General features: G+C 38.7%; 22 protein-coding genes and 1 rRNA gene. 11 read left to right on the forward strand and 12 right to left on the reverse strand.

Annotation, left to right across the window (positions count from 1 at the left end):
• Positions 1-13 precede the first annotated feature (13 nt).
• The 3 genes from torA (at position 14) to B7C41_RS04900 (ending at position 3962) form a co-directional block, all read left to right on the forward strand.
• Positions 14-2506, forward strand: a complete 2493-nt coding sequence (torA, locus tag B7C41_RS04890) for a trimethylamine-N-oxide reductase TorA (RefSeq protein WP_085297631.1) — start codon at positions 14-16, stop codon at positions 2504-2506.
• A complete protein-coding gene (torD, locus tag B7C41_RS04895) occupies positions 2503-3180 on the forward strand; it encodes a molecular chaperone TorD (protein WP_085297632.1) in 678 nt (225 codons plus the stop codon). The genes torA and torD overlap by 4 nt, the downstream gene beginning before the upstream one ends.
• A gap of 230 nt (positions 3181-3410) precedes the next feature.
• Positions 3411-3962, forward strand: coding sequence for a GNAT family N-acetyltransferase (locus B7C41_RS04900; protein ID WP_085297633.1), 552 nt, complete (start codon positions 3411-3413; stop codon positions 3960-3962).
• 297 nt (positions 3963-4259) lie between these two features.
• Here B7C41_RS04900 and B7C41_RS04905 read toward each other — a convergent pair whose 3' ends face one another.
• A complete protein-coding gene (locus B7C41_RS04905; RefSeq protein ID WP_085297634.1) occupies positions 4260-4997 on the reverse strand; it encodes a substrate-binding periplasmic protein in 738 nt (245 codons plus the stop codon).
• Between the two features lie 775 nt (positions 4998-5772).
• On the opposite strand from B7C41_RS04905, the gene B7C41_RS04910 reads away from it, so the two are divergent.
• Together B7C41_RS04910 and B7C41_RS04915 are read left to right on the forward strand one after the other, a co-directional pair.
• The gene (locus B7C41_RS04910) at positions 5773-7365 is read left to right on the forward strand and encodes an ABC-F family ATPase (RefSeq protein WP_085297635.1); all 1593 of its coding nucleotides are present in this window, start codon (positions 5773-5775) and stop codon (positions 7363-7365) included.
• A 149-nt stretch (positions 7366-7514) separates the two neighbouring features.
• Positions 7515-8369: a 23S rRNA (adenine(2030)-N(6))-methyltransferase RlmJ gene (locus B7C41_RS04915; RefSeq protein WP_085297636.1), complete on the forward strand. Its 855-nt coding sequence runs from the start codon at positions 7515-7517 to the stop codon at positions 8367-8369.
• A gap of 43 nt (positions 8370-8412) precedes the next feature.
• Here the strand turns inward: B7C41_RS04915 and B7C41_RS04920 are convergent, their stop codons facing one another.
• Both B7C41_RS04920 and B7C41_RS04925 read right to left on the reverse strand, forming a co-directional pair.
• A complete protein-coding gene (locus B7C41_RS04920) occupies positions 8413-8814 on the reverse strand; it encodes a GFA family protein (RefSeq protein ID WP_085297637.1) in 402 nt (133 codons plus the stop codon).
• Between the two features lie 15 nt (positions 8815-8829).
• Complete coding sequence (locus B7C41_RS04925) at positions 8830-9729, reverse strand: LysR family transcriptional regulator (protein ID WP_085297638.1); 900 nt, start codon at positions 9727-9729, stop codon at positions 8830-8832.
• A gap of 142 nt (positions 9730-9871) precedes the next feature.
• On the opposite strand from B7C41_RS04925, the gene B7C41_RS04930 reads away from it, so the two are divergent.
• From B7C41_RS04930 to B7C41_RS04940, 3 genes are all read left to right on the forward strand, one after another.
• A complete protein-coding gene (locus tag B7C41_RS04930; protein WP_235839599.1) occupies positions 9872-10603 on the forward strand; it encodes a pirin family protein in 732 nt (243 codons plus the stop codon).
• A gap of 46 nt (positions 10604-10649) precedes the next feature.
• A complete protein-coding gene (locus B7C41_RS04935) occupies positions 10650-11270 on the forward strand; it encodes an isochorismatase family protein (RefSeq protein WP_085297639.1) in 621 nt (206 codons plus the stop codon).
• A 101-nt stretch (positions 11271-11371) separates the two neighbouring features.
• Positions 11372-11566, forward strand: a complete 195-nt coding sequence (locus B7C41_RS04940; RefSeq protein ID WP_085297717.1) for a hypothetical protein — start codon at positions 11372-11374, stop codon at positions 11564-11566.
• A gap of 36 nt (positions 11567-11602) precedes the next feature.
• Here B7C41_RS04940 and B7C41_RS04945 read toward each other — a convergent pair whose 3' ends face one another.
• Positions 11603-12070 (reverse strand): GNAT family N-acetyltransferase, encoded by a 468-nt coding sequence (locus tag B7C41_RS04945; protein ID WP_085297640.1) that lies wholly within the window; start codon positions 12068-12070, stop codon positions 11603-11605.
• 8 nt (positions 12071-12078) lie between these two features.
• Positions 12079-13425 carry a DEAD/DEAH box helicase gene (locus B7C41_RS04950; RefSeq protein ID WP_085297641.1) on the reverse strand — a complete coding sequence of 449 codons (1347 nt, stop codon included), beginning with the start codon at positions 13423-13425 and terminating at the stop codon, positions 12079-12081.
• Positions 13426-13701: 276 nt separating this feature from the next.
• Here B7C41_RS04950 and B7C41_RS04955 point away from each other — a divergent pair, with 276 nt between their 5' ends.
• Together B7C41_RS04955 and B7C41_RS04960 are read left to right on the forward strand one after the other, a co-directional pair.
• Positions 13702-13965 carry a hypothetical protein gene (locus tag B7C41_RS04955; RefSeq protein WP_085297642.1) on the forward strand — a complete coding sequence of 88 codons (264 nt, stop codon included), beginning with the start codon at positions 13702-13704 and terminating at the stop codon, positions 13963-13965.
• Between the two features lie 18 nt (positions 13966-13983).
• Positions 13984-14466, forward strand: a complete 483-nt coding sequence (locus B7C41_RS04960) for a GNAT family N-acetyltransferase (RefSeq protein WP_158089082.1) — start codon at positions 13984-13986, stop codon at positions 14464-14466.
• Between the two features lie 153 nt (positions 14467-14619).
• Here B7C41_RS04960 and B7C41_RS04965 read toward each other — a convergent pair whose 3' ends face one another.
• From B7C41_RS04965 to folD, 6 genes are all read right to left on the reverse strand, one after another.
• Positions 14620-16629 (reverse strand): TonB-dependent receptor plug domain-containing protein, encoded by a 2010-nt coding sequence (locus B7C41_RS04965; protein WP_085297718.1) that lies wholly within the window; start codon positions 16627-16629, stop codon positions 14620-14622.
• Between the two features lie 370 nt (positions 16630-16999).
• Positions 17000-17374, reverse strand: a complete 375-nt coding sequence (locus B7C41_RS04970; RefSeq protein ID WP_085297644.1) for a hypothetical protein — start codon at positions 17372-17374, stop codon at positions 17000-17002.
• Between the two features lie 180 nt (positions 17375-17554).
• Complete coding sequence (locus B7C41_RS04975; protein ID WP_085297645.1) at positions 17555-18328, reverse strand: DUF3750 domain-containing protein; 774 nt, start codon at positions 18326-18328, stop codon at positions 17555-17557.
• Between the two features lie 48 nt (positions 18329-18376).
• Complete coding sequence (locus tag B7C41_RS04980; protein ID WP_085297646.1) at positions 18377-19453, reverse strand: efflux RND transporter periplasmic adaptor subunit; 1077 nt, start codon at positions 19451-19453, stop codon at positions 18377-18379.
• A 20-nt stretch (positions 19454-19473) separates the two neighbouring features.
• Positions 19474-22584: an efflux RND transporter permease subunit gene (locus B7C41_RS04985; RefSeq protein ID WP_085297647.1), complete on the reverse strand. Its 3111-nt coding sequence runs from the start codon at positions 22582-22584 to the stop codon at positions 19474-19476.
• A gap of 317 nt (positions 22585-22901) precedes the next feature.
• Positions 22902-23765: a bifunctional methylenetetrahydrofolate dehydrogenase/methenyltetrahydrofolate cyclohydrolase FolD gene (gene folD, locus B7C41_RS04990; protein ID WP_085297648.1), complete on the reverse strand. Its 864-nt coding sequence runs from the start codon at positions 23763-23765 to the stop codon at positions 22902-22904.
• Positions 23766-23978: 213 nt separating this feature from the next.
• Here folD and B7C41_RS04995 point away from each other — a divergent pair, with 213 nt between their 5' ends.
• A complete protein-coding gene (locus tag B7C41_RS04995) occupies positions 23979-24623 on the forward strand; it encodes an AAA family ATPase (protein ID WP_235839600.1) in 645 nt (214 codons plus the stop codon).
• A gap of 639 nt (positions 24624-25262) precedes the next feature.
• Here B7C41_RS04995 and rrf read toward each other — a convergent pair.
• Positions 25263-25377 (reverse strand): 5S ribosomal RNA (rrf, locus tag B7C41_RS05000).
• Positions 25378-25482 lie beyond the last annotated feature (105 nt).

The following is a 25482-nucleotide window of genomic DNA, read 5'->3' on the forward strand; positions in this document are numbered from 1 at the left end:
GGAGTTAATTATCATGAAAAGAAGAAATTTTTTAAAAGGAATACTAGCAACATCTTTTACGCTTGCTGGTGCTGCTTCCGTATTAACACCGTTAACCGCTCTAGCAAAAGTTGGCGCTAAAAATCGTGATGATTGGCTCACTACAGGTTCACATTTTGGTGCTTTTAAAGTTAAGCGCAAAAATGGTGTTATTGACCAAGTAAAACCCTTTGATTTAGATAAGTATCCCACGGATATGATCAATGGTGTAAAAGGCCTAGTATATAACCCATCACGTATTCGTTATCCGATGGTGCGTTTAGATTTTTTACTTAAAGGTCATAAAAGCAATACCAGTCAACGCGGTGACTTCCGCTTTGTCAGGGTGACTTGGGATCAAGCACTGACCTTGTTTAAACAATCACTAGATGAAGTACAAACTAACTACGGTCCTTCTGGGTTACATGCAGGACAAACAGGTTGGCGTGCTACCGGGCAATTGCACTCAAGCACTAGTCATATGCAACGCGCTGTTGCTATGCATGGCAATTTTGTCAAAAAAATTGGTGACTACTCTACAGGCGCCGGCCAAACAATATTACCTTATGTTTTAGGCTCAACTGAAGTTTATGCCCAAGGTACTTCATGGCCACTTATTTTAGATAATGCCAAAACCATTGTTTTATGGGGTAATGACCCTTATAAAAACTTACAAGTGGGTTGGAATGCCGAAACACATGAAAGTTACGAATATCTTGCACAGCTTAAAGATAAGGTAAAGCAAGGTAAAATTCGTGTGATCAGCATAGATCCCGTGGCATCTAAAACGCAGGACTACTTAGGTTGTGAAAAAATCTATGTTAATCCACAAACCGACGTTGCGTTAATGCTTGCCATCGCGTATGAACTCTATACTAATGACTTACACGATAAAGAATTTATTGAGGGTTACAGCTTAGGTTTTGAGCGTTTCGTTCCGTATTTAACAGGTGAAGACGATGGTATCGTTAAAACAGCACAATGGGCTGAGAAAATCACTTCTGTACCTGCTGATATTATAAAAGACTTAGCTAAAACCTTGGTCGCTGATCGTACACAAATATTAATGGGTTGGTGTATTCAACGCCAGCAACATGGCGAACAACCGTACTGGATGGCCGCTGTATTAGCGACCATGATAGGTCAAATAGGGTTACCTGGTGGCGGCATCAGCTATGGTCATCATTATTCAAGTATTGGTGTGCCCTCTTCTGGTGCTGCGGCCCCTGGTGCTTTTCCTAGAAACCTAGATGAAGGCCAAAAACCAATATTTGATAACAGTGATTTTAAAGGTGCAAGCAGCACTATCCCTGTTGCTCGTTGGATTGATGCGATTTTAGAGCCCGGTAAAGTCATTGATGCCAATGGCTCTAAGGTGACTTATCCTGATATTAAAATGATGATTTTCTCAGGTAATAATCCTTGGAACCATCATCAAGATAGAAACCGCATGAAACAAGCCTTTCATAAACTGGAATGTGTGGTCAGCATCGACATAAACTGGACTGCCACCTGTCGTTTTTCCGATATCGTACTGCCCGCTTGTACGACGATGGAACGAAACGATATTGATGTTTATGGCAGCTATGCCAATAGAGGTTTGCTTGCAATGCAAAAAATGGTTGAACCATTATTTGACAGTTTGTCCGACTATGAAATATTTACCCGTTTTGCACGAATTCTAGGTAAGGAAAAAGAATATACCCGTGGTATGACAGAGCTTGATTGGTTGAAAAAGCTTTACGGTGAATGCAAAAAAGCAAATGATGGAAAGTTCGCTATGCCTGAATTTGAACAGTTTTGGCAAGACGGTTATGTACACTTTGGTGAAGGAAAGCCTTGGACGCGTCATGCTGACTTCAGAGCAGATCCTGAAATTAATCCTTTGGGAACTCCTTCTGGTATGATAGAAATATTTAGCCGTAAAATTGAACGTTTTCAATATGATGACTGTAAAGGCCACCCAACATGGATGGAAAAAACAGAACGTAGTCATGGTGGTCCTGGCTCAGATAAACACCCAATATGGATGCAATCTTGTCATCCAGACAAACGTTTACATTCACAAATGTGTGAATCAAAAGAATACCGCCAAACCTACACGGTACAAGACAGAGAGCCGGTTTACTTGAACCCGCAAGATGCAAAAAAACGTGGCATAAAAAATGGCGATGTCGTGAGAGTTTTTAACAGCCGTGGGCAATTACTTGCTGGTGCTGTTATCAGCAACAACTTCCCTCCTGGTGTTATACGTATTCATGAAGGTGCTTGGTATGGACCGGTAGGTGATGATGGTAGTTTAATCGGCGGCGCAAAAGTAGGAGCACTATGCAGTTATGGCGATCCAAATACGTTAACTCAAGATATTGGTTCATCTAAACTAGCTCAAGCGTGCTCTGCTTATACCTGTTTAGTTGATTATGAGAAGTTTACCAAAAAGTTACCGCCAGTAACTTCATTTTCTGGCCCATTGGAGATAGGCGCATGAGTCCATCAGCAGAACTTACCCGAGAAGATGTTGCCAGTGAGAATCAAGGTAGAGCAATTGTCTATAATTTTTTGTCATCATTATTTGCCAAAGAATTAAACAAAGATTTAGTGGCTCAATTAACATCAGGGCAAGGACAAGACTTTTTAAGTTCGCTTGCGCTTGAGCCAACATTGGCAGCTTCTATCGATAAAATGAAGACTAAGCTAACGAAGCTTAACAGCGATGAATCATTACTGGAACTTGCCGCAGACTTTTGTGGTTTGTTTTTAGTCGATGGTAGAACAAGTGTTTCACCTTATGCTGGACAGTACCTTAATACTGAATTAAGTGGTATCGAGCACGCTAAGAAAAAATCAGAAAAAGTGCAGGTATTTGGTGAGTTTCATCAGCAAATGACTGAATTTTTAAACCATAGTAATGTACAGGTGCATAGTGATTTTCCAGAGCCAGGAGATCATATCGCTGTCATTTTGGCCTATGCTGCCCACTTATGTTTATCTGCTAGCATCGAAAATCAGCTCAGTTTTATTGAGACTTACTTAATGACCTGGATAGGTAAATTTACTCAACAAGTCAGTAAGCATGATCATGATTTTTTCTATAGCGCTGTCGCAGAATTAACACTGAAATGGCTTGAAATCGAAGTTGCAGACTTACCAAAAGATAGCTAAATAGGTTTTCTAACGATTAACTTAGTCACAGCAAGCCTAGCGTTATCGCTAGGCTTTTTTGTTATTCAACTAAATTAACTCACCTGCTGTCATAAAAGTGGAAATGACTGAATACTATTCTTTATAAAACATTGAATCTATGGGATATTAATCTTAATTAAATAATTATTATGGCTATAGTTTATTAAAACCCTCGCCAAAACACACTGTATATACCATGGAGAATTCCAGTGAATTTCCCTGAATTAGAAACACCGAGATTAAAGCTTACTCAACTATCAAGTAATGATAGTGAAGCACTATTAAAAATTTTTTCTGATACAGAAGTGGTTAAATTCTACGACATAGAGGCTTATAACACCGAAGAACAGTCACTGAAATTAATTGAATTTTTCAATACCCGTTTCAATGATGGTACCGGCATTAGATGGGCTGTACGTTTAAAGAGCACTAATCAATTAATCGGTACTTGTGGTTTTAACTCATGGAACCAAAAAATGAAAAATGCTGGTATAGGTTACGAATTTTCTTCTAAGTATTGGGGGCAAGGTTACGCCACAGAAGTATTACATAAAGTGATCGATTCAGCATTTCTAAATCAGCTTCCCTTTGGTGAACTTTATAGAATTCAAGGCGATACCATGCTTGGCAATAACGCTTCAGAATCAGTGCTGCTAAAATTGGGTTTTAAGGAAGAAGGTATTCGTCGTGCTAGTGGTTATTGGAAAAACGAATTTCACGATTTAAAATGCTTTGGTTTATTAAAGCCTGATTTTGAATAGTCTGCCAAGCCAATAAGACATTTAAACGAACAAATGAAGTTTCCCCCTTGAATGGATACCTCTTTATCATATTGAAGAGATCAAAAGCCTAGATATAACCAGTTTAAGAGGCATGGTGTTTTACTCATTATTAGAAGGGAACGTAGTTCGATTGGACTATTTCTAGCTATTTATAAAAACTAGAAACTAACATGGTTTACCTTTACTTTTTTCAAGCGTAATTTAATCAACTTGATTTACACTTTTGGTAGATATGTTTTTATCAATAGTTATATATTGGGTGCTATTTCTATAACGTTAACTACTTAATTTTTGTTTGAGTAGTTTATTAAAATTATTCATAAATTTTGAGTCAAATTCTGTTTTGAGGAATATCATACTAACTTCTTGCTGATTTACAAAAAATGATGATTGCCTAACTCCAGTTACATTATTTTTTTCTAATAAAAATTCCATGTTTTTAACGTCACCGATTACGTAATCAACTCTTCCTGCCATTAATAGTTTTATTCTTCTTGTAGCTGTTTCGCTATGTATTAATTTCTGCTTATATTTAGATTTTAATATTTCAAATTCTTTACCGTAGTACCCAGCTAAATTGATGGTACCGATTTTTGAACCAACGATAAGATCTTCCAAAGACGCAAATTTATTAAACTCTAAATTTATGTAAAAAACAGCAATATTCTCTACCCTATAAGGTATTGAATAATGGTACTTTAATGCTCGTTCTTCAGTGAATGTTGCAGAAACATTAGCATTAAATCCTAAACCCTTATTATATTTAGTCAATCGCCTGATGGGGATATCTTCTTTGAACTCCAAAGAATAATCCATTTTAGTTAGAACGCTTGACAGTAAACTTATGTCTGTTCCTTCGTAGAAGCCATTGTTATTTCTAAAAAAATACGGTGGCCAACCTTCGCTTACGGGCAAAACTACTTTTTGCAATGCAGGTTTCGAGTTTACACAAAATGAAAAAAGTGTGGTCACTACCCCTATAAAAATAAATTTAAGAAAACTTTGTCGAATCATCTTGAATAAGAACCATTAGCTCATTATAGGCTTTGGAAGTTTGGGTTTAAGATACTATATTATTATTATTATTCAGGCTATTAGAACTTTAGATAAATTTTAGTATGGACTTTTTGACACTATTCATAGCCTTCAGGTTTAACCTGGCTTAGGTTACGACCTAGCTGATAACAGGGTGGTGGATTTTAATCTGACGTTAGAGGGTTGGATGCATTTGTTTTATATACGATGTTCTTTGGTAAAAACACATAACAAGGTTAATGTAATTCACTCGTCTTAGTAGGTGTCTTTTCATTACATTGATAGAGGAGAGATACTTAGCCTAAACAGGCATGGTGCTTTTCTCATTATTTGGGGAGTTATTTATTGCTACTCTTCTATTGCAGGAATATGATTAAACGTCCTGTCTAAATCAATAAATTATTCTGTCACTCTAAAGCTTCTCCTGCTTATACCGATTAGTAGAAATCGGCATAATAAGCGCATGATATTATTATTAATTTTTTATGTTCATCAATAAAACGGCTATTTGAAAAAACTTACGTTATTCGTGTACCCACCGTTTGGACTTCCCTAAGACCACTAGATATTTAAAAGATCACTTTCAAACATTCTTAAGAGGTATAACCTAGCAACTTTATCTACTAATAAATATGATAAATGTTCTAAAGACTTTAATCATTGGGCGCTGTATAATCGCGCGCATTATTTTTTATTATTAATGTTGCGAGTTTTATTCCATTTCAACTCGTTAACCACTCGCTACGGAACAGATATGTTAGCTGCAAACAATATTACCCAACAATTCGGTGCTAAGCCGTTATTTGAAAACATCTCACAAAAATTTGGTGGCGGAAATCGCTATGGCTTAATCGGCGCTAATGGTTGTGGTAAATCTACCTTTATGAAAATTTTAGGTGGTGATTTAGAGCAAACATCTGGCAACGTTAACTTAGACCCTAACGAGCGTATTGGTAAACTTCGCCAAGACCAATTCGGTTTCGAAGCATCTTCTGTTATTGACACTGTAATTATGGGTCATACCGCATTATGGGCTATCAAAGAAGAACGTGACGGTATTTACGCTTTACCTGAAATGAGTGAAGAAGACGGCATGCGTGCTGGTGATTTAGAGTCAGAATTCGCAGAAATGGACGGTTACAGCGCAGAAAGTCGCGCCGGCGAGTTATTAATGGGCGTGGGTATTCCCGTTGAACAACATTATGGTTTAATGAGCGAAGTTGCTCCTGGTTGGAAATTACGTGTGTTATTGGCACAAGCGCTATTTTCAAACCCTGATGTTCTATTATTAGATGAGCCAACCAACAACTTGGATATTCACACCATTCAATGGTTAGAAGAAACCTTGAACGAACGTGACTCAACCATGATCATCATCTCGCATGACCGTCATTTCTTGAACAGTGTTTGTACTCATATGGCTGATTTGGATTACGGCGAATTGCGCGTGTTCCCAGGTAACTACGACGAGTATATGTTGGCGTCTACACAAGCTAGAGCGCAATTAATGGCTGATAACGCTAAGAAAAAAGCGCAAATTGGTGAACTACAAGCCTTCGTTGCTCGTTTCTCTGCCAATGCTTCAAAAGCAAAACAAGCGACTTCTCGTGCTAAGCAAATTGATAAAATTCAGTTAGCGGATGTGAAAGCTTCAAGTCGTGTAAACCCGTTTATTCGCTTTGAACAAGAAAAGAAACTATTTCGTAACGCCCTTGTGCTTGAAGATATGAGCAAAAACTTTGATGATAACAAGGTGTTAAATAACCTTAATATGATGATTGAAGTTGGCGAACGTGTTGCTATTATCGGCCAAAACGGTATTGGTAAAACGACCTTTTTACGCACAATTATGGGTGAAGATGACTATCAACCAACATCAGGCTTATACACTTGGTCTGAAAACGTCAACATTGGTTACTACGCGCAAGACCATAGTCATGAATTTGAAAATGACATGACTTTATTTGAGTGGATGAGCCAATGGCGTCAACCAACTGATGATGAACAAGCGGTTCGTGGTTATTTAGGGCGTTTATTATTTTCTGCTGATGATATTAACAAGTCAGTAAAAGTGCTTTCTGGTGGTGAACAAGGTCGTATGTTGTTCGGTAAAATCATGATGCAAAAGCCAAATATTCTTATCATGGATGAACCGACTAACCACATGGATATGGAATCTATTGAATCATTAAATATGGCGATGGAACAATTTGAAGGCACTATTTTATTCGTCAGCCATGACCGTGAATTTGTTTCAAGTTTAGCAACTCGTATTATTGAATTAGAAACTGGCGGTTACACTGACTTTGCTGGTACTTACGACGAATACTTAGCATCACAAATTTAAGCTTCTGGTTAACGTTTAGTTAGCTGTTAGTAAGACATCATTGAAAATGGCATTATCACTTTTTGCTAGTGCCACTTTTTTAGATGATGCCATTGTAGATTCAAATCTGTTCTTCCCTATTTTTCCCTCTTACTCTTTAAGGAAATAAAGTGCTTAGTTATCGCCACGCCTTTCACGCCGGAAATTTTGCCGATGTTTTAAAACATTCTGTACTAACTTTAGTACTTGAATACATGACGCGAAAAGATAAAGGCTTTTATTATATCGACAGTCACTCAGGCGCCGGCATGTATCAACTTGAAGACGAATACGCGCAAAAAACCGGTGAATACAAAGACGGTATTGCTAAATTAATCGATAACGATGACTTACCAGAATCGTTACAGCCATACATTGATTTAGTCAAAAGCTTAAACGAAGATACCATTGATGAAAATGGTGAAATAGCGCTTTACCCAGGCTCGCCGGGTATTGCTCGACAATTCACCCGCCGTCAAGACAGCGCCCACCTTTTTGAGTTACATCCTGCTGATATTGAACACTTACAAGCGTACAGTCAACGTTGGAATAAATCTCACGTTAAGAAATCAGACGGTTATCAAGGTGTTTTGGGCTTAGTGCCTCCACCTAACCGACGTGGTGTGGTATTAATTGACCCGCCTTACGAGCTAAAAGAAGATTACATAAAAGCGGTTCGCACTATTGTTAATGCCTATAAAAAGTTTGCCACTGGCACTTATATTTTATGGTACCCGGTCGTTAAGCGTGAGCTTGTAGAACAAATGCAAAACGCTTTCACCAAAAGTGATGTACGCAATGTTGTGCAGGTAGAGTTTTGCCAAAAAGCCGATACCCAAGAATATGGCATGACGGGTACCGGATTATTTATAGTTAACCCACCTTGGCAGTTAACTAAACAGTTAGAAGAAATCCTACCTTACTTAAAAGACAAGCTAGGCACACAAGAAACAAGCTTTACGCTAGAGCAACTCATCGCTGAATAGACTCGCAGGTAAAAGCGCCTATATTATAAGCGCTTTTACCTGTTCAATATAACTGCGAGATACTGGCATACCAATCAATCTTACTTTCCAAATAAATATGGGCATCAGGCGTTACAGTTTCTATTTCATCAAAGCAAGCTAATGCTATTTCCACGGTTTTAGCTTGCTGATTAAAAGTAGAAATAAACAGTAAACTTGAACCACAATGCTGACAAAATTTCCGTACAGAGTTATTTTCAGCCTGATAAGCACTTAATTCACTTTCACCACTTAGCCAAGTTAAATGCTCAAGTTTGACTTCAACAAAGGTTGAAAACGCCGCGCCGTGAAACTTACGACACATAGTGCAATGGCAGTGCCCGACTAATGGTTCCAACTTCACAACCGTAAAGCTGACATTGTCACATAAACAACTGCCTTTATTCTTCTCAGTTATATTCTTCATAGTTATGTCTTTTGCCTAGTTTAACGTTTCAGTATAAAGCTTACTAACAAAGTCTAAAAAAGCTTTTACCTTGGGTATTTTCGCTCGATTACGCGGATAAAGTGCAAATACATCGACGCTTTCCATACCCCATTCAGGTAGAACATTCACTAACTGACCTGCGGCCACTTCATTCTTGGCCATATAGTCTGGCAATATTGCAATGCCTAGATCATCTATTATCGACTGCTTTAAAATAGCAAAATCATCAACCAACAACCTTGGTTGGCAGTTTAGTGTGAAAGATTCATTTTTAGTAGAAACTAGCTTTAGTTTTAAAGCATTATTCACTGGGTTCATTATCAATAATTGATACTGACTTAATTCTGCTACGGATTGAGCTAATCCTTGTTTTGCAACATAAGCTGGACTGGCGTAGAGCTTTCTTGTCACCGTACCGAGTTTTTTGGCGATTAACATTGAATCATCAAGCTGACCAATGCGGATCAGTACATCAAAACCTTCTTCTATAAAATCAACCCGCCGATTAACCAAGTTAAGCTGCACATTTAACTCTGGGTATTGATGCATAAACTTAGCTAGCGCTGGCCTCAGTATTTGCTGTCCACTTGCAACCGATGCGCCAATTTTCAAACGGCCTTTATAACTATGAGCAATTTCATCTACTGAAGCACTCGCGAGGTTTAGTTCTTCATGAACACGTTTGCAGTGCACTATATAGCGCTTACCTGCTTCAGTTAAATGCTGTGAACGAGTGGAACGTTCAAGTAACGTTATATTCAACTGCGCTTCCAAACGAGAAACCTTTCGACTGACATTAGCCTTAGGGATACCTAATCTTTCTGCAGCGTGAGTAAAACTTCCCGACTCAACTACGGCTAGAAAAACCATCATGTCATTTAAATCATGTTCCATTGAGTGCTCATTCTTGTCATTAACGCGTTTTGATAGGCCATACGCTGTTGTAAGTAGCTTACTTAAGTCGCGTAATTGTTGTTGAAAATGGAATTATCATAACAACAATGTGGAATTTATCAAACAATGACGACGGACTAATATGGTAATCATCAAAACAAAGACAGAACGTAAAACGGAGCAACACATGCAAATACTCAGTAAAAAATCATTACCTTTAGGCGGATTCGCCGGATTGACCGAACACCGATTAGTCATGGACCGTCGTGTATTTGGTAGCAATAAATCCAATAACACTTTTGATGGCATCGGCAACTTTGTTTACCTCGCTGACGCTCGATTTAATCCTCACGGTGAAACCCGAATGCATCCTCATAAAGAAATAGATGTGATTTCTATCATGATCGAAGGCAGTGTCAGTCATGAAGGTTCATTAGAGCATGGACAAAGTTTGCATGCCGGAGAAGTACAAGTACAACGTGCGGGCGGAGAAGGTTTTTCACACAATGAAATTAACCCCGATAATACGAAAAACCGTATGTTGCAATTATGGGTATTACCTGAAAAATCAGGCCAAGCAGCAGGATACAAACATTATCCATTAAAGCCCAACGCCAGCACTCGTATATATGGCGGAGAGCATAATCAAAAAGGTACCTTTGCAAGTAAAACTAACATCGATGTTGTGCGCTTATCGGCTGGGAAAAGCATCAGTTTTGATCAGGAAACTTTACTTTATATCAGCAAGGGGCAAGCAAAAACATCAGATCAAAACAGTACATTTGATGCCGAAGATGGCGATTTAATACGCAGCTATAAAACCGAGATAAGCACCGATGAGAACATAGAGATTATTGTCATCAGCGAGCAGTAATATAGAAAGTAACATATAAAAACCAACTCAGTATTTGGAGAATAAAATGAACAAATTTGCAGAAACTTTAACCGTAGATAACGCAGTATTAGCGATGATCGATCATCAAACGGGCCTACTTGTCAGTTGTCGCGATCAAGACCCTCATTTAATGACCGAAAATATTAAAGGCTTATGTAATATGGCAAAAACCGTCGATATGCCAACCATTATCACAGCGAGTATGCCTGATGGGCCCAACGGTCCAATTATGCCGGAGATCACCGACATTTTAGGGGATACGATTATTGAACGCGCCGGTGAAATCAATGCTTGGAAAAGCCCAGAATTTAAACAAGCGATAGAAGCAACAGGTCGTAAAAAAATCATCATGGCTGGCATAGTTACTGACGTATGTTTACTGTTTCCTGCTATTTCTGCTGTAGCAGAAGGTTATGACGTTTACGCAGTTGTCGACGCTTCAGGTACTTGGAATAAGTCAGTTGCCGATGCTGCCATTCACCGTATGACCCAAGCAGGCGTAAAAGTAGCAACTTGGGCCAGCGTATTAGCAGAAGTAATGGATGATTGGCGTAGTGAGAAAGGCATGGAACTCGGTGCTGTTTTAGGTCAACACACAACATATCACTGGGTTTATAACAGTTATTTAGAAGCGAGCAAGGAATAACACTCTAAACCGAGCGTAAAGTGCCGAAAAATTGGTTCGGCACTTGCACTAACAACAAAGCAACGATTCCACTTCAGCTCATCACCTTAAGAGATAACGATATGAAAATACCTAACAAACACCTTATCGCAACAATTAATTACTTTGCTTTAGTGCCACTGGTCTACTTTATTCCAGAACTAGTTAATCCATTTTTACCAGTAAATAAGTTACTACAAGTCTGTGTTGATGTGGCAATTATAGTACCGATAATTTCATATATCGTTATGCCAACAGCGATGAAATATTTAAAATAACATTCTGCTAGTCATTTAATTATTGCGATGGAATTTTTATAGCGGCTTAACCATAGTCATCATTTCAGGCTGGAAACCTAAGTGCTGATAAAAGCCTTGTGCATTATCATTATTGGCAAAAACTTCCAAATGCAATAGTCGATAGTTTTGCTTCTTTGCCCATGATTCTGCAGCTTGCATTAATACTTGCCCAGTACCTTTTCCTTGGGCGGCGGGTGAAATTGCCAATAATGTAACCATTGCACAAGCTTCATTAGAAATTTCATCGATGTGCTCTTTCACATGAATAAAACCTAACGGTACTTTATGCTCTTCCGCGATTAATAACGTATGAGGTACTGAAGTTTTCGCTAACATCTCGCCGATGTAATTGTCTTGCATCGTTTGGATAACATCGTCAGTATGCCATGCTAACATTGCAACCTCAGCTAAACGAGGCGAAAGTGCTAAGATAAACTGATGATCATTTTTAATTGCCATGCGAACAACAATGTTGCTTGCCATATAAATACCTACTCTACTTCGTCAATATCATTACTTTCAATATCTTCAGGCGCAACAACTTTACGTCTTAATACTGGCAATTCACCGGCATCTTGCGCTAAAAAGCTTTTCTTAACAATTTTCTTCGCTTTTGGCTTTTTAACTTGTGTTGCTGACTTGGCATTATCTTTCGCTTTAACGGCAACCTTTGCTTTCTTCGGTTTTATGCCTTTAAACTTTGCTTTAAAGCCGTCAATGGTATCAAAAGTAAGCTTTTGTTGTAAAAAACCTTCAACATTTTTAAAGCTTATCCAATCTTTCGGTCCAACAAAGGAAATGGCATCACCTGTGCTACCAGCGCGACCTGTGCGACCAATACGGTGCACGAATTCTTCGGTATGCTTTGGCATATCAAAATTGATAACATGCGAAACATTAACTAAATCTAAACCACGTGAGGCTAAGTCAGTGGTAATTAGTATTTTTTGCTGACCTTTACTAAAACCGTCCATAATTTGGTTACGTTGACCTTGATTTAGTTCACCACTTAACGCAACAGTGCTTAACCCTTGCTCGGTTAGCAATGTAGAAAGTCTGTCAGTATCAGCACGCGTGGCAGTGAAGATGATCATTTGTTGATGTTCTTCATGAGCGATAAAATGTTGAAGCAGCTTTTCTTTTTGCGTTAAGTTATCGCAAAGATAAAAGCGCTTGGTAATATCTTTATGTTCAGTATGAGCACTACCAATAGCAATACGTTTTGGTTTTTTCAATAATGCTAATGCAAAGTCATTAACTTGCGCATGGTCTAAAGTGGCAGAGAACATTAAGGTTTGACGTTTACGATGATCCGCTGCCTTATTAATTTGGGCTAATTGCTCAGCAAAGCCTAGGTCCAGCATTCGATCTGCTTCATCAAGAATAAGCAGCTCTAAGCCATTTAAGTAGAAGTGCCCTTGAGTTAAGTGATCCGCTAAACGCCCCGGTGTTGCAACAATAAATTGTGGATCTTTTTCTAACGTTTTTACTTGGTCGTTAAAGTTTTCACCGCCGAGAATAAGTACTGCTTTAAACTGCGAACCTGAAGTAAACATTCTTAATTGGGTAAATACTTGCTTAGCTAATTCACGCGTTGGCGTTAAAATAACCACTCGTGGGTCACGTTTACTTAAGGCACGGTTCTTTAATAAACGCTGCATTGCGGGAATAATAAATGCTAATGTTTTGCCTGAGCCTGTTTTAGATGATGCGATCAAATCATGACCTGTCATGGCGGCAGGAATTGCCTGCTGCTGGATCTCAGTAGGCTCATTAAAACCTAAATGCTCCACGGTTGACATTATTTTACTATCTAATCCAAAATCACTAAACTGCAAACTTACTCTCCACTTAATAAACGAGTTGGGTAAAACCAATAAACTATTGTCGTATTATAACCTGTTCTTGAGCATATTTAGCTAAACTATTTTGGCAATAAGTTAAAAATATCCTTATTTACTTTAAAAAACGTATTATTAATACAAAACACCTTATCGATTATTATTTATCCCGTTTAATGTCACTTAAATAAACATAACTTGAGTTACAGCAAACAATAACATAGCAATAGCGGGTAAAATTCGCGAATGAAGCAGTAATTTAAGACCTATAAAATGAAGCCTGATCGACACACAGCCATGATCACATTAATTACCGAGGTAAGAAAAGAATTTCCTTTCAGTTTACCTGAGGCACAAATATGTGCAGGAAAGTGTGTCGGTTGTCCGAAAAAGTTATTAGAATTAGCAGATACTGAACTTTCATATTGGGAAGTTCGCTTGGAAAATAACGAACAGCCACTTTTAGGCGAAATTACTCGTTTGGGTAAGTTGTGTAAAAATATTCGTCGAGGCTTAGTACGCAACGAATTAATATAACAAAATAGCGAAATAAAATTGCCTTCTCCACCTCCTCATTATGCTGTGATAAAAGCAACAAAAGCAGATAAAAAAGACATTGTACGCTTTTATAAGAATAAACGATATGCTGCAAGCTATATCGGGCAGGACCATTGTTATTTTATCAAAGCTGATAACGAAATTATTGCCTGTGCCATGGTTTCTGCAGGCCAAGAAAATGGAGCGTATTGGTTATTGCATGCTTTAGTGGTGAATAAGGAATATCAAGATCGTGGGATTGCGAGTCAATTATTACAAACCATTTGTGCTAAAAAGTGCCGACATGAACAGATACAATATCACCAAATACTCTGTTTCGCAGACACTGCATTAAGCACATTCTACTATTCAAACCAATTTATCAATTATAACGCTGAACATGATATTGCTCAGTTACCGAAAGAGTTTAAACACCGATATGTTAGCTATCGTAAAAAGCAAAAAAGTTTACAATGCTTTTTATATCAAGCATATGAATAAGCAACTAAATTCATCGTTCATAACTTTATTTACATTTAATTTCTAAATGCTAATACCAATAGAATTCGAGTTGGGCTATATTTCAAAGTAACGGTGATGACGTTCAAAACTCATAAAATATAGCTCAACCAGAAACCTAATAAACTCTGCTATTTAACTGCCAAATTGAAAGCGCAATCCCGCATTAACGGTAAAGCCATCGTTTCTTGACCAAATATCGGTTGTCCATCGCCCGCTAGCGGATTGCTCTAGCAACAGCAAAGAGTCGTCCTTAGTTTGTCGCACATTTAATAAGTTTTCAGCATTAACAAAGTAGCTTACTTTTCCTATGGTAATTTGGCCTAAAAGTCCTAAATGCCAATAAGCATCACTGCGCTCGCGGTATGGGTTGTTTTCAAGCTGCTGCGTACCCGTATAATAAGCTTCAAACCCTAGTAAATGACTACCATGTTCTTCCCACATAACAACGAGACCTGCAGAATGTTGTGGCGTCAGTGTTAACGGTACTCGGTCAAAGCCAGTCGCACTTTCTTTAGTGGCGTCTGTGTATAAATAGCTACCGGTGAATTTAATATCTCGCCAGCGATAACGCAATAGTAATTCAGCACCACTTATTTCACTTTCACCTGCAGCATTAACAATGCGAACTTGCTTGGCCAAAGCGTCATTAACGCCATCAATGGTTTCTAATTCAGTTACGTTATCAATCTCTGACGAAAACAGCGTTAGGCTAGTTTCTGTACTGCCCATTATATAGCTAATATCTATAGAAGCAGTAGATGCTCGTTCTTCATCAATATTTTCTAGCGGCGCAAGACGAGATAAACCCGCTTCATCAATATCTTCAATAAACGGGCTTGGTGCGAAAAAACCTTGTCCATATGCTCCCCTAACAATCCAGTTTTCAGGGCTGTATAGTAATGAAATGCGTGGACTTACCTGTGTGCCGTATTCACTGTGCCAATCAGCACGCGCACTAAGCGACAGTGATATTTCGTCACTTGCTTCATAGTCTACTTGTGAAAATAATCCGGGTACTTGATAAGAATAATTAAACTCAGAAAAGGTATTAGAATCAAATTTTTCAGATTGGAGTGCTACCCCAACCAACCATGCTGTTTTGTCAGTATACCCTGATAAGCTCGACTCTATTAAGTAACTTTCATGGTTATCATCTTCTTGAACAAGACCAAATTCATGCTCATGATCTTGATTCATGGCAGAGCCACGCAGGTTTAAATTAATAACGTCCCCTAATGGTTGGTCATAAATAAAGCCAATATCTGTTCTAAGTGTATTTTGCGTTTGCAGGAACTCATTACCATCAGGTACGGTCGCGCTACCTAAAGTTCCGCCATCTCTTTGCTCTTTCATAGCACCAAGCGTGACGTAAAGATTTTCCCCACTGTCACCTTGCCAATAGAAACGAGGGCGAACGCTGCCCCTTTCATAACCGGCTATATCAATCCAGCCATCGTCGTCTAAATCTTTTTCTTCTTGATGATGAATACCTGTGGTAATTGATGCACTTAAGTTGTTCGTTAAAGGTGATGAAAAGTACGATGTTATATCTTGACCGCCTCTAGAAGTAGCATTAAACAATACTTCTCCTTCAAACTCATTCGATGGAGTACGTGAAATTAAGTTGATCACCCCGCCGAGCGCAGAGCCTCCATAAAGAGAAGAAGCCGAGCCTTTAATTATTTCAACATTGGCAAGGTCTGTCGGTGGAATTTGCAACAGGCCAATTGACGCTGTTTGACCACCATATAAAGGTAAGCCGTCGCTCAATAGCTGTGTGTAACGCCCATATAACCCTTGCAGGCGAATATTAGCACTACCGAGTGCCGGTGAGGTGGTTTGAACTCTAACGCCACCAGTTTCAGCAACTAGCATAGAGATATTTCCAGGTCGCATCAGTGCTTTTTCTTGTATTTCTTCGCCATTTATAATTTCGGTTCGAGTGGCTGATTCGGTAACAATTCGGCCTAAGCGAGAGGCTCTTACTTGAATTACTTCAACCTTGTTATCGCTATGTTCATGATGCTCTTGCTCTTCATGATGAGCATGTTCTTTCTTATTTTCGACAATATTTTCATTCGCATATGCAAACGCAGGTGCTAACAGTACTGCTACTGCCATTTTAAAAGGTTTTTTAAACATTTTCATCTCAGATATTACTTAGTTTATATTTAGGAATTATTCGGCACAATAGTGCTGATTAATTGAGTAAATGTTACTTATACTCGCCCCACTTGAAGATGCAATTTCAGAGTTAAGCTAGGACATCAAATCAAGACGCGGTACGCAGATAATGATAATTCCCGTGTCAAGTATCGAAACGCGGAACTGATTCTCTAGCTTAGCTCTCTAAAGGCAAACCGATAAAGGGTTATCTCCAGTGTTATTGATTTCGACAATAGAATAACTATTCTCTTCAACCAATGCCTTGGTGCTAGCCCTTTCTCGACTTGCTGAAACCTGTAGCTTCAAGTAGTACAGGTATATAACTCATTTGGATTATTTAAAGTTCTTATGAGATAAGAATAGGAGGGCGATAGAGCAAAGTAGCCATAGATATCGTTTGCTTAGGCTGCTGTGTGTAAACAACATCACTTAGAGTGCATATGTCAGCTGAATTAACTTCTATACTAAAATAGACGATTGACGAACATGCATTAGCAATACAAATGCAATCAATATTGCAACAATCAATGCCACAGCAATTTTCTTCGCTATCAGTATGAGTCATATTCAAGTCATAATTTTTTGCGGTTTCACTAGCGTGAGGTGGATGGGAGTTTTCAGATGCTTCACAAGGTATAGCGCTATTAAAAGCAACTGTTTGTCCAACAAAGGCAAAAAGCATTATTGCTATAACTAACACTCTTAAAACTGCCTTAAACATATAAACCTCTGATTATGATACACATAGTATTATAAAAGCTTATTCATAATATGTGAATAACAATAGGTAAGTTAAATATTATATTTTCAATATAAATCACCTGTTTGGCTCTAAGACCTACAACATTTTTGAGCTTAAAGCTCCATGCTAACTTTATATCAATGCCGCTAATAAAAAAGTCTACTCTCCTTGCTTGCGTGATTTATCTTCTGCAATTTCGTTAATATTATTTGATATTACGTCAGCGCCAATGCGTCCTACACCCGGTAATTCAATGGCAAGATCAAATAAGTCCAATTCAAAATTCAAACCTAAAACATTAAGCTCAATGCCTTCTTCAACACCAAGTGTTAATCCTAACAAACCAAAAAATGATGCTTGCACTCCGCTGCCGGAAGATGAACGACCAAACATTTCACTAAAGGTTTTGTAATCTTTACCTATCGCCGTAGAAGGTAAATCTAAGCCTAACTCTGGCACTTCACGGCCAATGGCAGCGGTAAAGGTATTACTGTTAGGACCTGGGTATGCTTGATACTCGTTTTTATACCGGTATTGCTCGACGATATGCTCTATACGAGCAATAAGTTCGTCAGCATCTGCAGCGCGATAATCCAATAACAACTCAGGTTGATGCCCCCACCAGTCACGATCTGGCTTATTAGTTCTCACTACCAAAGCAGTATCACTCCGTCTTAATCGCCAACCAATTATTTCATAACTTGTGTAATGGTCATCACCACTGCGCTTTACACTGAACCAAGTATGAACAGCAACCGCTTGTTTAGCGCCCCAAGTTCTTGCAGCATAAACTTGGATAACGCCACCTTGATGGTTCTCTGGCTTCGGCGCCAATAAACCACTCGTGACTTTTTGGTTGTTTGAGCAACTACTTAAGAAGCCAAGCACTAAAATTAAACTAATTGTTATCAAACCGGCTCGAAAGTAGCTCATGTATATCCTCTAATTTTATTATTTTACTTATCATTTGATAAAGCCGCATTACCTTTTAGCCACTAAACTCTCACCTCTTCTAATTTTTTGGCCTTCTTGCAAACGTTCACCACCGCGCACAATAACTTCATCACCGGCCCAAATAGCACCTGAAACTGAAATCCAACCGCCGCTACCTTGGCCAACTAAAACGTTCACTTTTTTGGCATTATTTTCTTTATCAACAGTGAGTACAAAGGTTTCTTTTTCTCGCAATACTAATGCATCTCGCGGCACTAATGTCGCTTTACTCACTTGTTCTTTCGGCAATGACACTGTTACTGCCGAACCTGCCAGCAAGGTTAAATCTTTTGCATCTAACCTAACATCAAAAGTACGAGAAGATTGTACCCCCACCTTACTCCAAGTTCTGACCGGTAATTCAACTAATTTATTCTGCCATTTCACCAATACTTTCGCGTCTTTCTGCAAAAAAGGTGCAATAGAAATTGGCGCAGCAATCATAATGTCTAAATGGTTTGTATCAACCAATTGCACTAACGAGCGACCAACACTAATAAGTTCACCAACATGAGCGAAACGCTGACTGATATTGCCTGTAAACGGCGCTACTATTGCTGTTTTCTCTATCGCTAATTCGGTTTGTTTGATTTGCATACTTAAAGCAAGTACTTCACTTTCAGCTACAGCTAAATCTTTAGTAATACGTTCTAATTCACTAATGGCTGTATTATTCTTTTGGCTCAAAGCAGACATGCGTTTCTTTTGACTGGTTAAATACACCACGTCAGCATGATAACGCTTAATTTGTGCTTGCTGTCGCGACATTTGTAAAACTAAATGCCGATTATCGATTCGAGCAATAACTTGCCCTTTTTCCACTTGTGAGCCAACGTCTTCAATCCAAAGTAGCTGCCCCATTTGTTCAGCAGAAATTGGCGCATTCACTCTGCTGATCACATTTCCAGGTAACCATAATGTTGGATTAACGTGTTCATTTTTAACTTTCTCAACACTAACTAATTGCCCTGGCTGTTCTTTTTCTTCAGCCATAACGCTAACATTAACGACTAAGCTTGATGCTAGTGTCATTACGCTTAAGTACTTATAAAATTTATTCATCATAATCTCCTTAAAATGAGCTTTTACTTGTCAGCAATTAATTTAATTCGTGCTGGCTGTTTGATTGATGTTTTCTCTTTAGCTACAAAAGTGAAGTCACTGCGATTAAGCCTTAATAAACATGGGAGTAAAACAATAGTAAATAGTGTGCTAACGGCTAACCCACCGACAATAACCGCCGATAGACCACGGTAAATAACACTGCCAGCACCGGGCATTAGTAATAATGGCAACATGCCAAAAAAGCTGGTTGCCGTGCTCATGAATATAGGTCGTAGCCTCAAGGTTAATGCTTGCTCAATTGCATCAACACGCGACATACCGCTATTTTGCGCGGTGCGAGTTTGATGGACCAATAAAATAGCGTTATTTACCACTAAACCAAGCAAGATAACGAAGCCAATCATGGTTAGTAAATCAAGTGGCTGGAAGACAACAGTATTGAGTAATTGCAAAGCTAATATTCCACCTACGGTAGCTAATGGAATGGTAATTAGCACTAACGCGCTGTCTTTAAGTGAGCGGAACAAGGCAGCCATTAATAAAAATAGGATCACCAAGGCAAACGCGAAATTCTCCGCCATAACTGAAATTGCTTTTTCCAATTGATCAGCACTACCGCCATACAAAATATTGGCGTCATCAGGTAAACTCGCTTTTAACTGAGGCTCAACCTCACTCTTAAGTACTGCAATAGTTTGTTCTAATGACCAGCCTTCTGGTGGGTTAACATTTAACGTAATAGTACGGTTGCCATCGATTCGTGTTAATCGTGATGGCCCAACAGTGCGTTGAATATCAACCAATTCAGATAACTGGGTTATTGAACCTGTACCGGTGACAACAGGCACATCACCTAAATTATCGGGATCACCCCAACCTTCAGCGCGTAAAATCATATTCAAACGCTTACTACCATTAAAATATTCGCCAACGAATAAACCATCGCCCATGGTTCTGACCACGCGACCAATATCGCGACGATTCCAACCTTGCTCCAAAATACTGCGATCATTAGGTGTTAAACGTAATTCTGGCTCAGCCATTTCAGTGCCTGGGTTTGCTTGTACTCGTGCGCCTGGAATTGCCGCTTTCACCCATTCAATACCTTGTCTTGCAGTATTTTGTAATGCGCGGGTATCTTTAGATTGCAAATGTACGCTAACTTGACGACCACCACCAAAGCCACCAAATAAATTCCCTTGAGAGGCAAAAGCTTGAGTATCAGGTAAATCGACTAGTATTTCATTGCGAACAATATCAAGCAGCTCATCGACTTTAGATTGATCTTTTGCTCTAACTCCTAAACTACCGCCAAATGGTCCAGAGAATAAATAGTAGTTTTTCAGTGCTGGCTCTTTGCTACCATCCATATAAGGCTTAAGACGCGCAACAATTGGCTCAACAACTTCTTTTTCGATAGTGTTTACGTTTGCACCTGGTGGAAAGCGTAAATTAGCATCAACGGCATCACGCTTAACTGGCGGTAAATAATCTAATGTCGGCAATGCAATATAGGTAACAATAATTGGCACAATAAGTAGCACAGTAGCCACTGTTAAACGTCTTTTAGTCGAACGGGTAATACGCATAACAAATGACGTTATACGTTGCCAAAGTTTTTCATTAGGGTCTTCAGCAGATTGCTGTTTCAAGAAATACTTAGCCAATACTGGTAAAAGTACAACAGCAACAATTAGGGAAACAGATACAGCAATAGCTATAGTCAGCGCTAAGTCGCCAAATAGCTGGCCTTCAATATCTTTTAGGAAAAACACCGGCAAAAATATCGCGACGGTTGTTGCCGTAGATGCAAGCAGTGCTCCCCAAACTTGTTGAGCACCTTGTTCCGCACTTTTGTGGTTATCAGCCCCTTTATCACGCATTCGTAATATATTTTCAAGTACAACAATGGCCGCATCTAGTACCATACCAACTGCGAATGCTAACCCCGCCAGTGAAATTACATTAAGCGATCGTCCAGTAATTTCTAGTACGATAAAAGTACTCAACAAACTTACCGGTATTGCCGTGGCAATAATTAACGTTGCACGCATTCTTCTAATAAAAAACCATAGCACCGACAATGATAAAACAACTCCAGCAAAAAGATTCCCAGTCACCAAATTAATCGCACGATAAATAAACACCGATGCGTCAAATGATTGCACCATCACCAATTCTCGTTCAGCTAAAATCTCAGAGTTAATTAAATCTACTTCATTTTTAACTCGGTTTAGCGTTTCTAAAACGTTAGCACCATTGGCACGGTTAATTCTCATGGAAAATGCTGGGTTGCCATTCTGTACGGCTAAATTCTGTCGATCATTTCTACGTACCTCTACAGTGGCAACATCGCTTAGTTTAATATTGCTGCCGTTACGTGACTCTAATATCAAGTCTGACAATTCTTCAACTCGATACTTGCCATTGAACCGCAATGTATATTGACGACGACCTACATCTATGAATCCTCCCGACACATCACTTGATTCTGAAACTAATGCAATCAATTCAGGAATTTGAATACCGTAGTCAGCCGCTTTTATCGGATCAAAACGAATTTGTAATTCTTCTCTATTTTGTTGCGTAAAGGTTTCGACACTAGAAACCCCTGCAATAGATTCAATACGCGGCCTGATAGTATCGTTAGTGAAATCTATATAATCAGCAATAGGCTTGTCGTTACCGGGTAAAGCCTGCAAGAAAAAGAAAGTTAACGCTGGAGTACCACCACCAAACCCACCTAGCATGATTCGAGGGGGTCTAGCATCACGAGGGAGGTTAGCAACTCTAGTCATACGGCTAATCACTTCAATAAGCGTTTGCTCCATATTGGTATCAACACCGAACTCTAAATTAATAAAAGAGCTACCGCGATTAGCAAAAGCATTCATTGAACTTAATCCAGGAATACCACGAAGTACTTGCTCTTGTGGCTCTATTAATTCGGATTCTACTTCTTGTGGCGATGCTGCACGCCAAAAAGTTTGTATGGCAATACGAGGACGCTCGATATCTGGAAATAATTGCACTGGCAGTTTAAATAAACTCAACATGCCAACGAGCAGGATTAAAGCAACGCCAACTGAAACTGCTGCAGGGCTAGAAAGAGCACTTGATGTTAACTTCATAGAGTAATTCCACTTGATTTTTTATTTACCAATAACAATGTATTGGTTTACAGAGGCATAACTAGAAAATAACAGTGGATTACAAATTAGATAGCAGGCTTACGGTCAACCGCGGATAAAATGAGGCAAGTAGCAAAGTAGAAATTGTTTGCAATCTTCAGACATAGTTTGAAATATGTTTCGGGGAATATAATTTACTATTTGTGAATAGGCATGTAAAAGTAACCCTATAAATATTTAGTAAACAACAACTTAATAACAAATAAAAGCAAGATAACTAAAGTTTGTTTCTCTTGCTTTAGAAGTTATAGACAAGATTAACAAACACTCTGCTTAGCAGCCGTTATGGTGTTTTTTAGTAAACAAGCAATTGTCATTGGTCCTACGCCACCTGGAACAGGTGTAATGGCGCCGCACTTACCAACGACATTATCGAAATCAACATCACCGACAAGCTTAGTTTTACCTTCCTCTGTAGATATTCGATTGATACCAACATCAATCACTGTTGCGCCTTCTTTAACCCAATCGGCTTTAACAAACTCAGCAATGCCAACTGCAGCAACTAAAATATCTGCTTGCTGGCAAACTTCAGGCAAATTTTTAGTACGAGAATGAGCAATAGTCACGGTACAATTTTCTTGTAATAACAGCATGGCGACTGGCTTTCCAACAATGTTAGAGCGACCAATAACGACAGCATGTTTTCCTGATAAATCGCTACCCAAATGTTGTTTCGCTAGCATGATGCAGCCTTGCGGAGTACAAGGTACTAACGCCCCTGTCTCGCCATTGAAAAGCCGACCTGAATTCATAGCATGAAAACCATCAACATCTTTATTCGGATTAATTGCTGCAATAATGACACTTTCGTCAATGTGTTTTGGCAAAGGTAGTTGCACTAAGATACCGTGAATGTTTCGATCATTATTTAAGTGTTCAAGATATTTTAATAACTCTTCTTGGCCTGTGTCAGCAGGTAACTTAATTTCATCAGAAATCATGCCGATTTCTTGTGTCTGCTTTATTTTATTTCTGACATAAACTTGGCTTGCCGGATCTTCACCAACTAAAATCACGGTTAATTTAGGCTGAATGCCATAGTTAGATTTCAACTCAGCTACTTCTACAGCTAATTCAGCTCGTAAATTCTTTGCTGTTAACTTTCCATCAATATTCATTATTATTGTTCACACTTATAAAAATTGTCAGCAAGCTATCACATAAAAAGTAACAGCAACATTTTTCACTTACTGATGAAAAACATAACATATTCAGAGTATATTTATACTAAAAAAGCATTTATTTTCAATATTTAATGTTCGAAAGTAAATCATATCAACATTTTCCTTTCAACACGTTAAAGTACTATTGCATTCATATTAAGTTTAGTTATGCTTAAGCTATCAACATCTCAATTTAATCGACGCATTACCTCTATTATCATGACAAACTTACATATCAAAAAAAGAATAGTTATCACTGGTGGCCCTGGTGGAGGTAAGACTACCGCACTTGATCTCATCAGACGAGAGTTCAATGGAAGAATAGCCTCAGTTCCTGAGTCAGCAACAATGATATTTAGCGGCGGAATAGAACGAGCGTCCAATAATAGTGTTTTAAAAACTCAGCAAGCTGCAATATTCAACTTACAGAAACATCTCGAAGATATACAAAGAGCGACGTATCCAGAATGTTTAGTGCTTTGTGATCGAGGTACACTCGACGGTCTAGCTTATTGGCCAGGTACTGAAGAAAATTTTTTTAAACAAATGAACACATCCATTGAAGAAGAATTTTCTCGATATGATGCAGTGATATTTTTCGAAACAGCTGCGAAATCAGGTGAAAGTATCAGAAGTAACAACCCAATTAGAAATGAATCAGAAACTGCAGCCATTAAACTAGATAAAAAGCTTCAACAGATATGGTCAAAACACCCAAACTTCAATTTAGTGGGAAGCTCTGAATCATTCATTCGTAAAGTCATGTTTGGCATTATGACGATTGAAAACGTTATTGGACAATACGATAAATAGAAATAGTGTTTATCTATGCCGTCATAACTTATCCAAAGGCTCCCTTTAATCATAAAGGATAGAGCTAGTACATTAAAAAGAAAATGACATAAAGTAGTATTTTTCACACCATTTGTATTAATCAAACGCCAAACAACAAAAAAATCCCATTTAAACTACTGATTTCTTTAAATAAAAGCCTATTCATGTCCAATTGCGCGTTCACATTGGCTTACTTTTAACTTAGTCACACTACTATGACCTATAGGAATACTGATATCGCGGTAGCATGGATGTAGTCATTAGAACAACGCTGAAGTAGTTCTCGAGATGGCAAGAAGCGAGTGATGCTATAGTAAGTAGTAAAAGTGTAGACAACAAGAATCCCGACTCTTTCGAATCGGGCTTTTCTTAATAGAAATCTAGCAATGACGTGCATGAATTTTCTAATGCAACGATGCCAGGATGGCAATGAGTTGTGTGCTACTGACGCATAGAACATACAAACGCCGTAAGCACATGAATGTGCAGGAACGGACTCACATAATAGAGAACAACTCCCACTCGCTATGAACCAGCGACGCTAATTCATATTTTAAAACTTTAAACGTCAGACAGCAAAAAGCCCGTCACATTAGTAACGGGCTTTTCTTAATAGAAGTCTAGCAATGTCCTACTCTCACATGGGAACTCCCACACTACCATCGGCGCTAACACATTTCACTACTGAGTTCGGAATGGGATCAGGTGGGGCTATGTCGCTATTGTCGCTAGACAAAAAAGTTAATCTAGAAAGCATTTATAAATACGTTAGTGTCTTATTCAATTCTTTATGTACGTGTCACTCTTGCGAGTGTTGTCAAACTTACCTACAAAACCA

This window comes from Cognaticolwellia mytili (assembly GCF_002104475.1).
In the GTDB taxonomy this organism is placed as follows: domain Bacteria; phylum Pseudomonadota; class Gammaproteobacteria; order Enterobacterales; family Alteromonadaceae; genus Cognaticolwellia; species Cognaticolwellia mytili.

Bases quoted from the DNA above. Each gene is read 5' to 3' on its own strand.
- torA (WP_085297631.1), top strand. From the start codon at position 14: ATGAAAAGAAGAAATTTTTTAAAAGGAATACTAGCAACATCTTTTACG.
- torD (WP_085297632.1), top strand. From the start codon at position 2,503: ATGAGTCCATCAGCAGAACTTACCCGAGAAGATGTTGCCAGTGAGAAT.
- B7C41_RS04905 (WP_085297634.1), bottom strand. From the start codon at position 4,997: ATGATTCGACAAAGTTTTCTTAAATTTATTTTTATAGGGGTAGTGACC.
- B7C41_RS04910 (WP_085297635.1), top strand. From the start codon at position 5,773: ATGTTAGCTGCAAACAATATTACCCAACAATTCGGTGCTAAGCCGTTA.
- B7C41_RS04920 (WP_085297637.1), bottom strand. From the start codon at position 8,814: ATGAAGAATATAACTGAGAAGAATAAAGGCAGTTGTTTATGTGACAAT.
- B7C41_RS04925 (WP_085297638.1), bottom strand. From the start codon at position 9,729: ATGGAACATGATTTAAATGACATGATGGTTTTTCTAGCCGTAGTTGAG.
- B7C41_RS04930 (WP_235839599.1), top strand. From the start codon at position 9,872: ATGGTAATCATCAAAACAAAGACAGAACGTAAAACGGAGCAACACATG.
- B7C41_RS04935 (WP_085297639.1), top strand. From the start codon at position 10,650: ATGAACAAATTTGCAGAAACTTTAACCGTAGATAACGCAGTATTAGCG.
- B7C41_RS04940 (WP_085297717.1), top strand. From the start codon at position 11,372: ATGAAAATACCTAACAAACACCTTATCGCAACAATTAATTACTTTGCT.
- B7C41_RS04945 (WP_085297640.1), bottom strand. From the start codon at position 12,070: ATGGCAAGCAACATTGTTGTTCGCATGGCAATTAAAAATGATCATCAG.
- B7C41_RS04955 (WP_085297642.1), top strand. From the start codon at position 13,702: ATGAAGCCTGATCGACACACAGCCATGATCACATTAATTACCGAGGTA.
- B7C41_RS04965 (WP_085297718.1), bottom strand. From the start codon at position 16,629: ATGTTTAAAAAACCTTTTAAAATGGCAGTAGCAGTACTGTTAGCACCT.
- B7C41_RS04970 (WP_085297644.1), bottom strand. From the start codon at position 17,374: ATGTTTAAGGCAGTTTTAAGAGTGTTAGTTATAGCAATAATGCTTTTT.
- B7C41_RS04975 (WP_085297645.1), bottom strand. From the start codon at position 18,328: ATGAGCTACTTTCGAGCCGGTTTGATAACAATTAGTTTAATTTTAGTG.
- B7C41_RS04980 (WP_085297646.1), bottom strand. From the start codon at position 19,453: ATGATGAATAAATTTTATAAGTACTTAAGCGTAATGACACTAGCATCA.
- B7C41_RS04985 (WP_085297647.1), bottom strand. From the start codon at position 22,584: ATGAAGTTAACATCAAGTGCTCTTTCTAGCCCTGCAGCAGTTTCAGTT.
- folD (WP_085297648.1), bottom strand. From the start codon at position 23,765: ATGAATATTGATGGAAAGTTAACAGCAAAGAATTTACGAGCTGAATTA.
- B7C41_RS04995 (WP_235839600.1), top strand. From the start codon at position 23,979: ATGCTTAAGCTATCAACATCTCAATTTAATCGACGCATTACCTCTATT.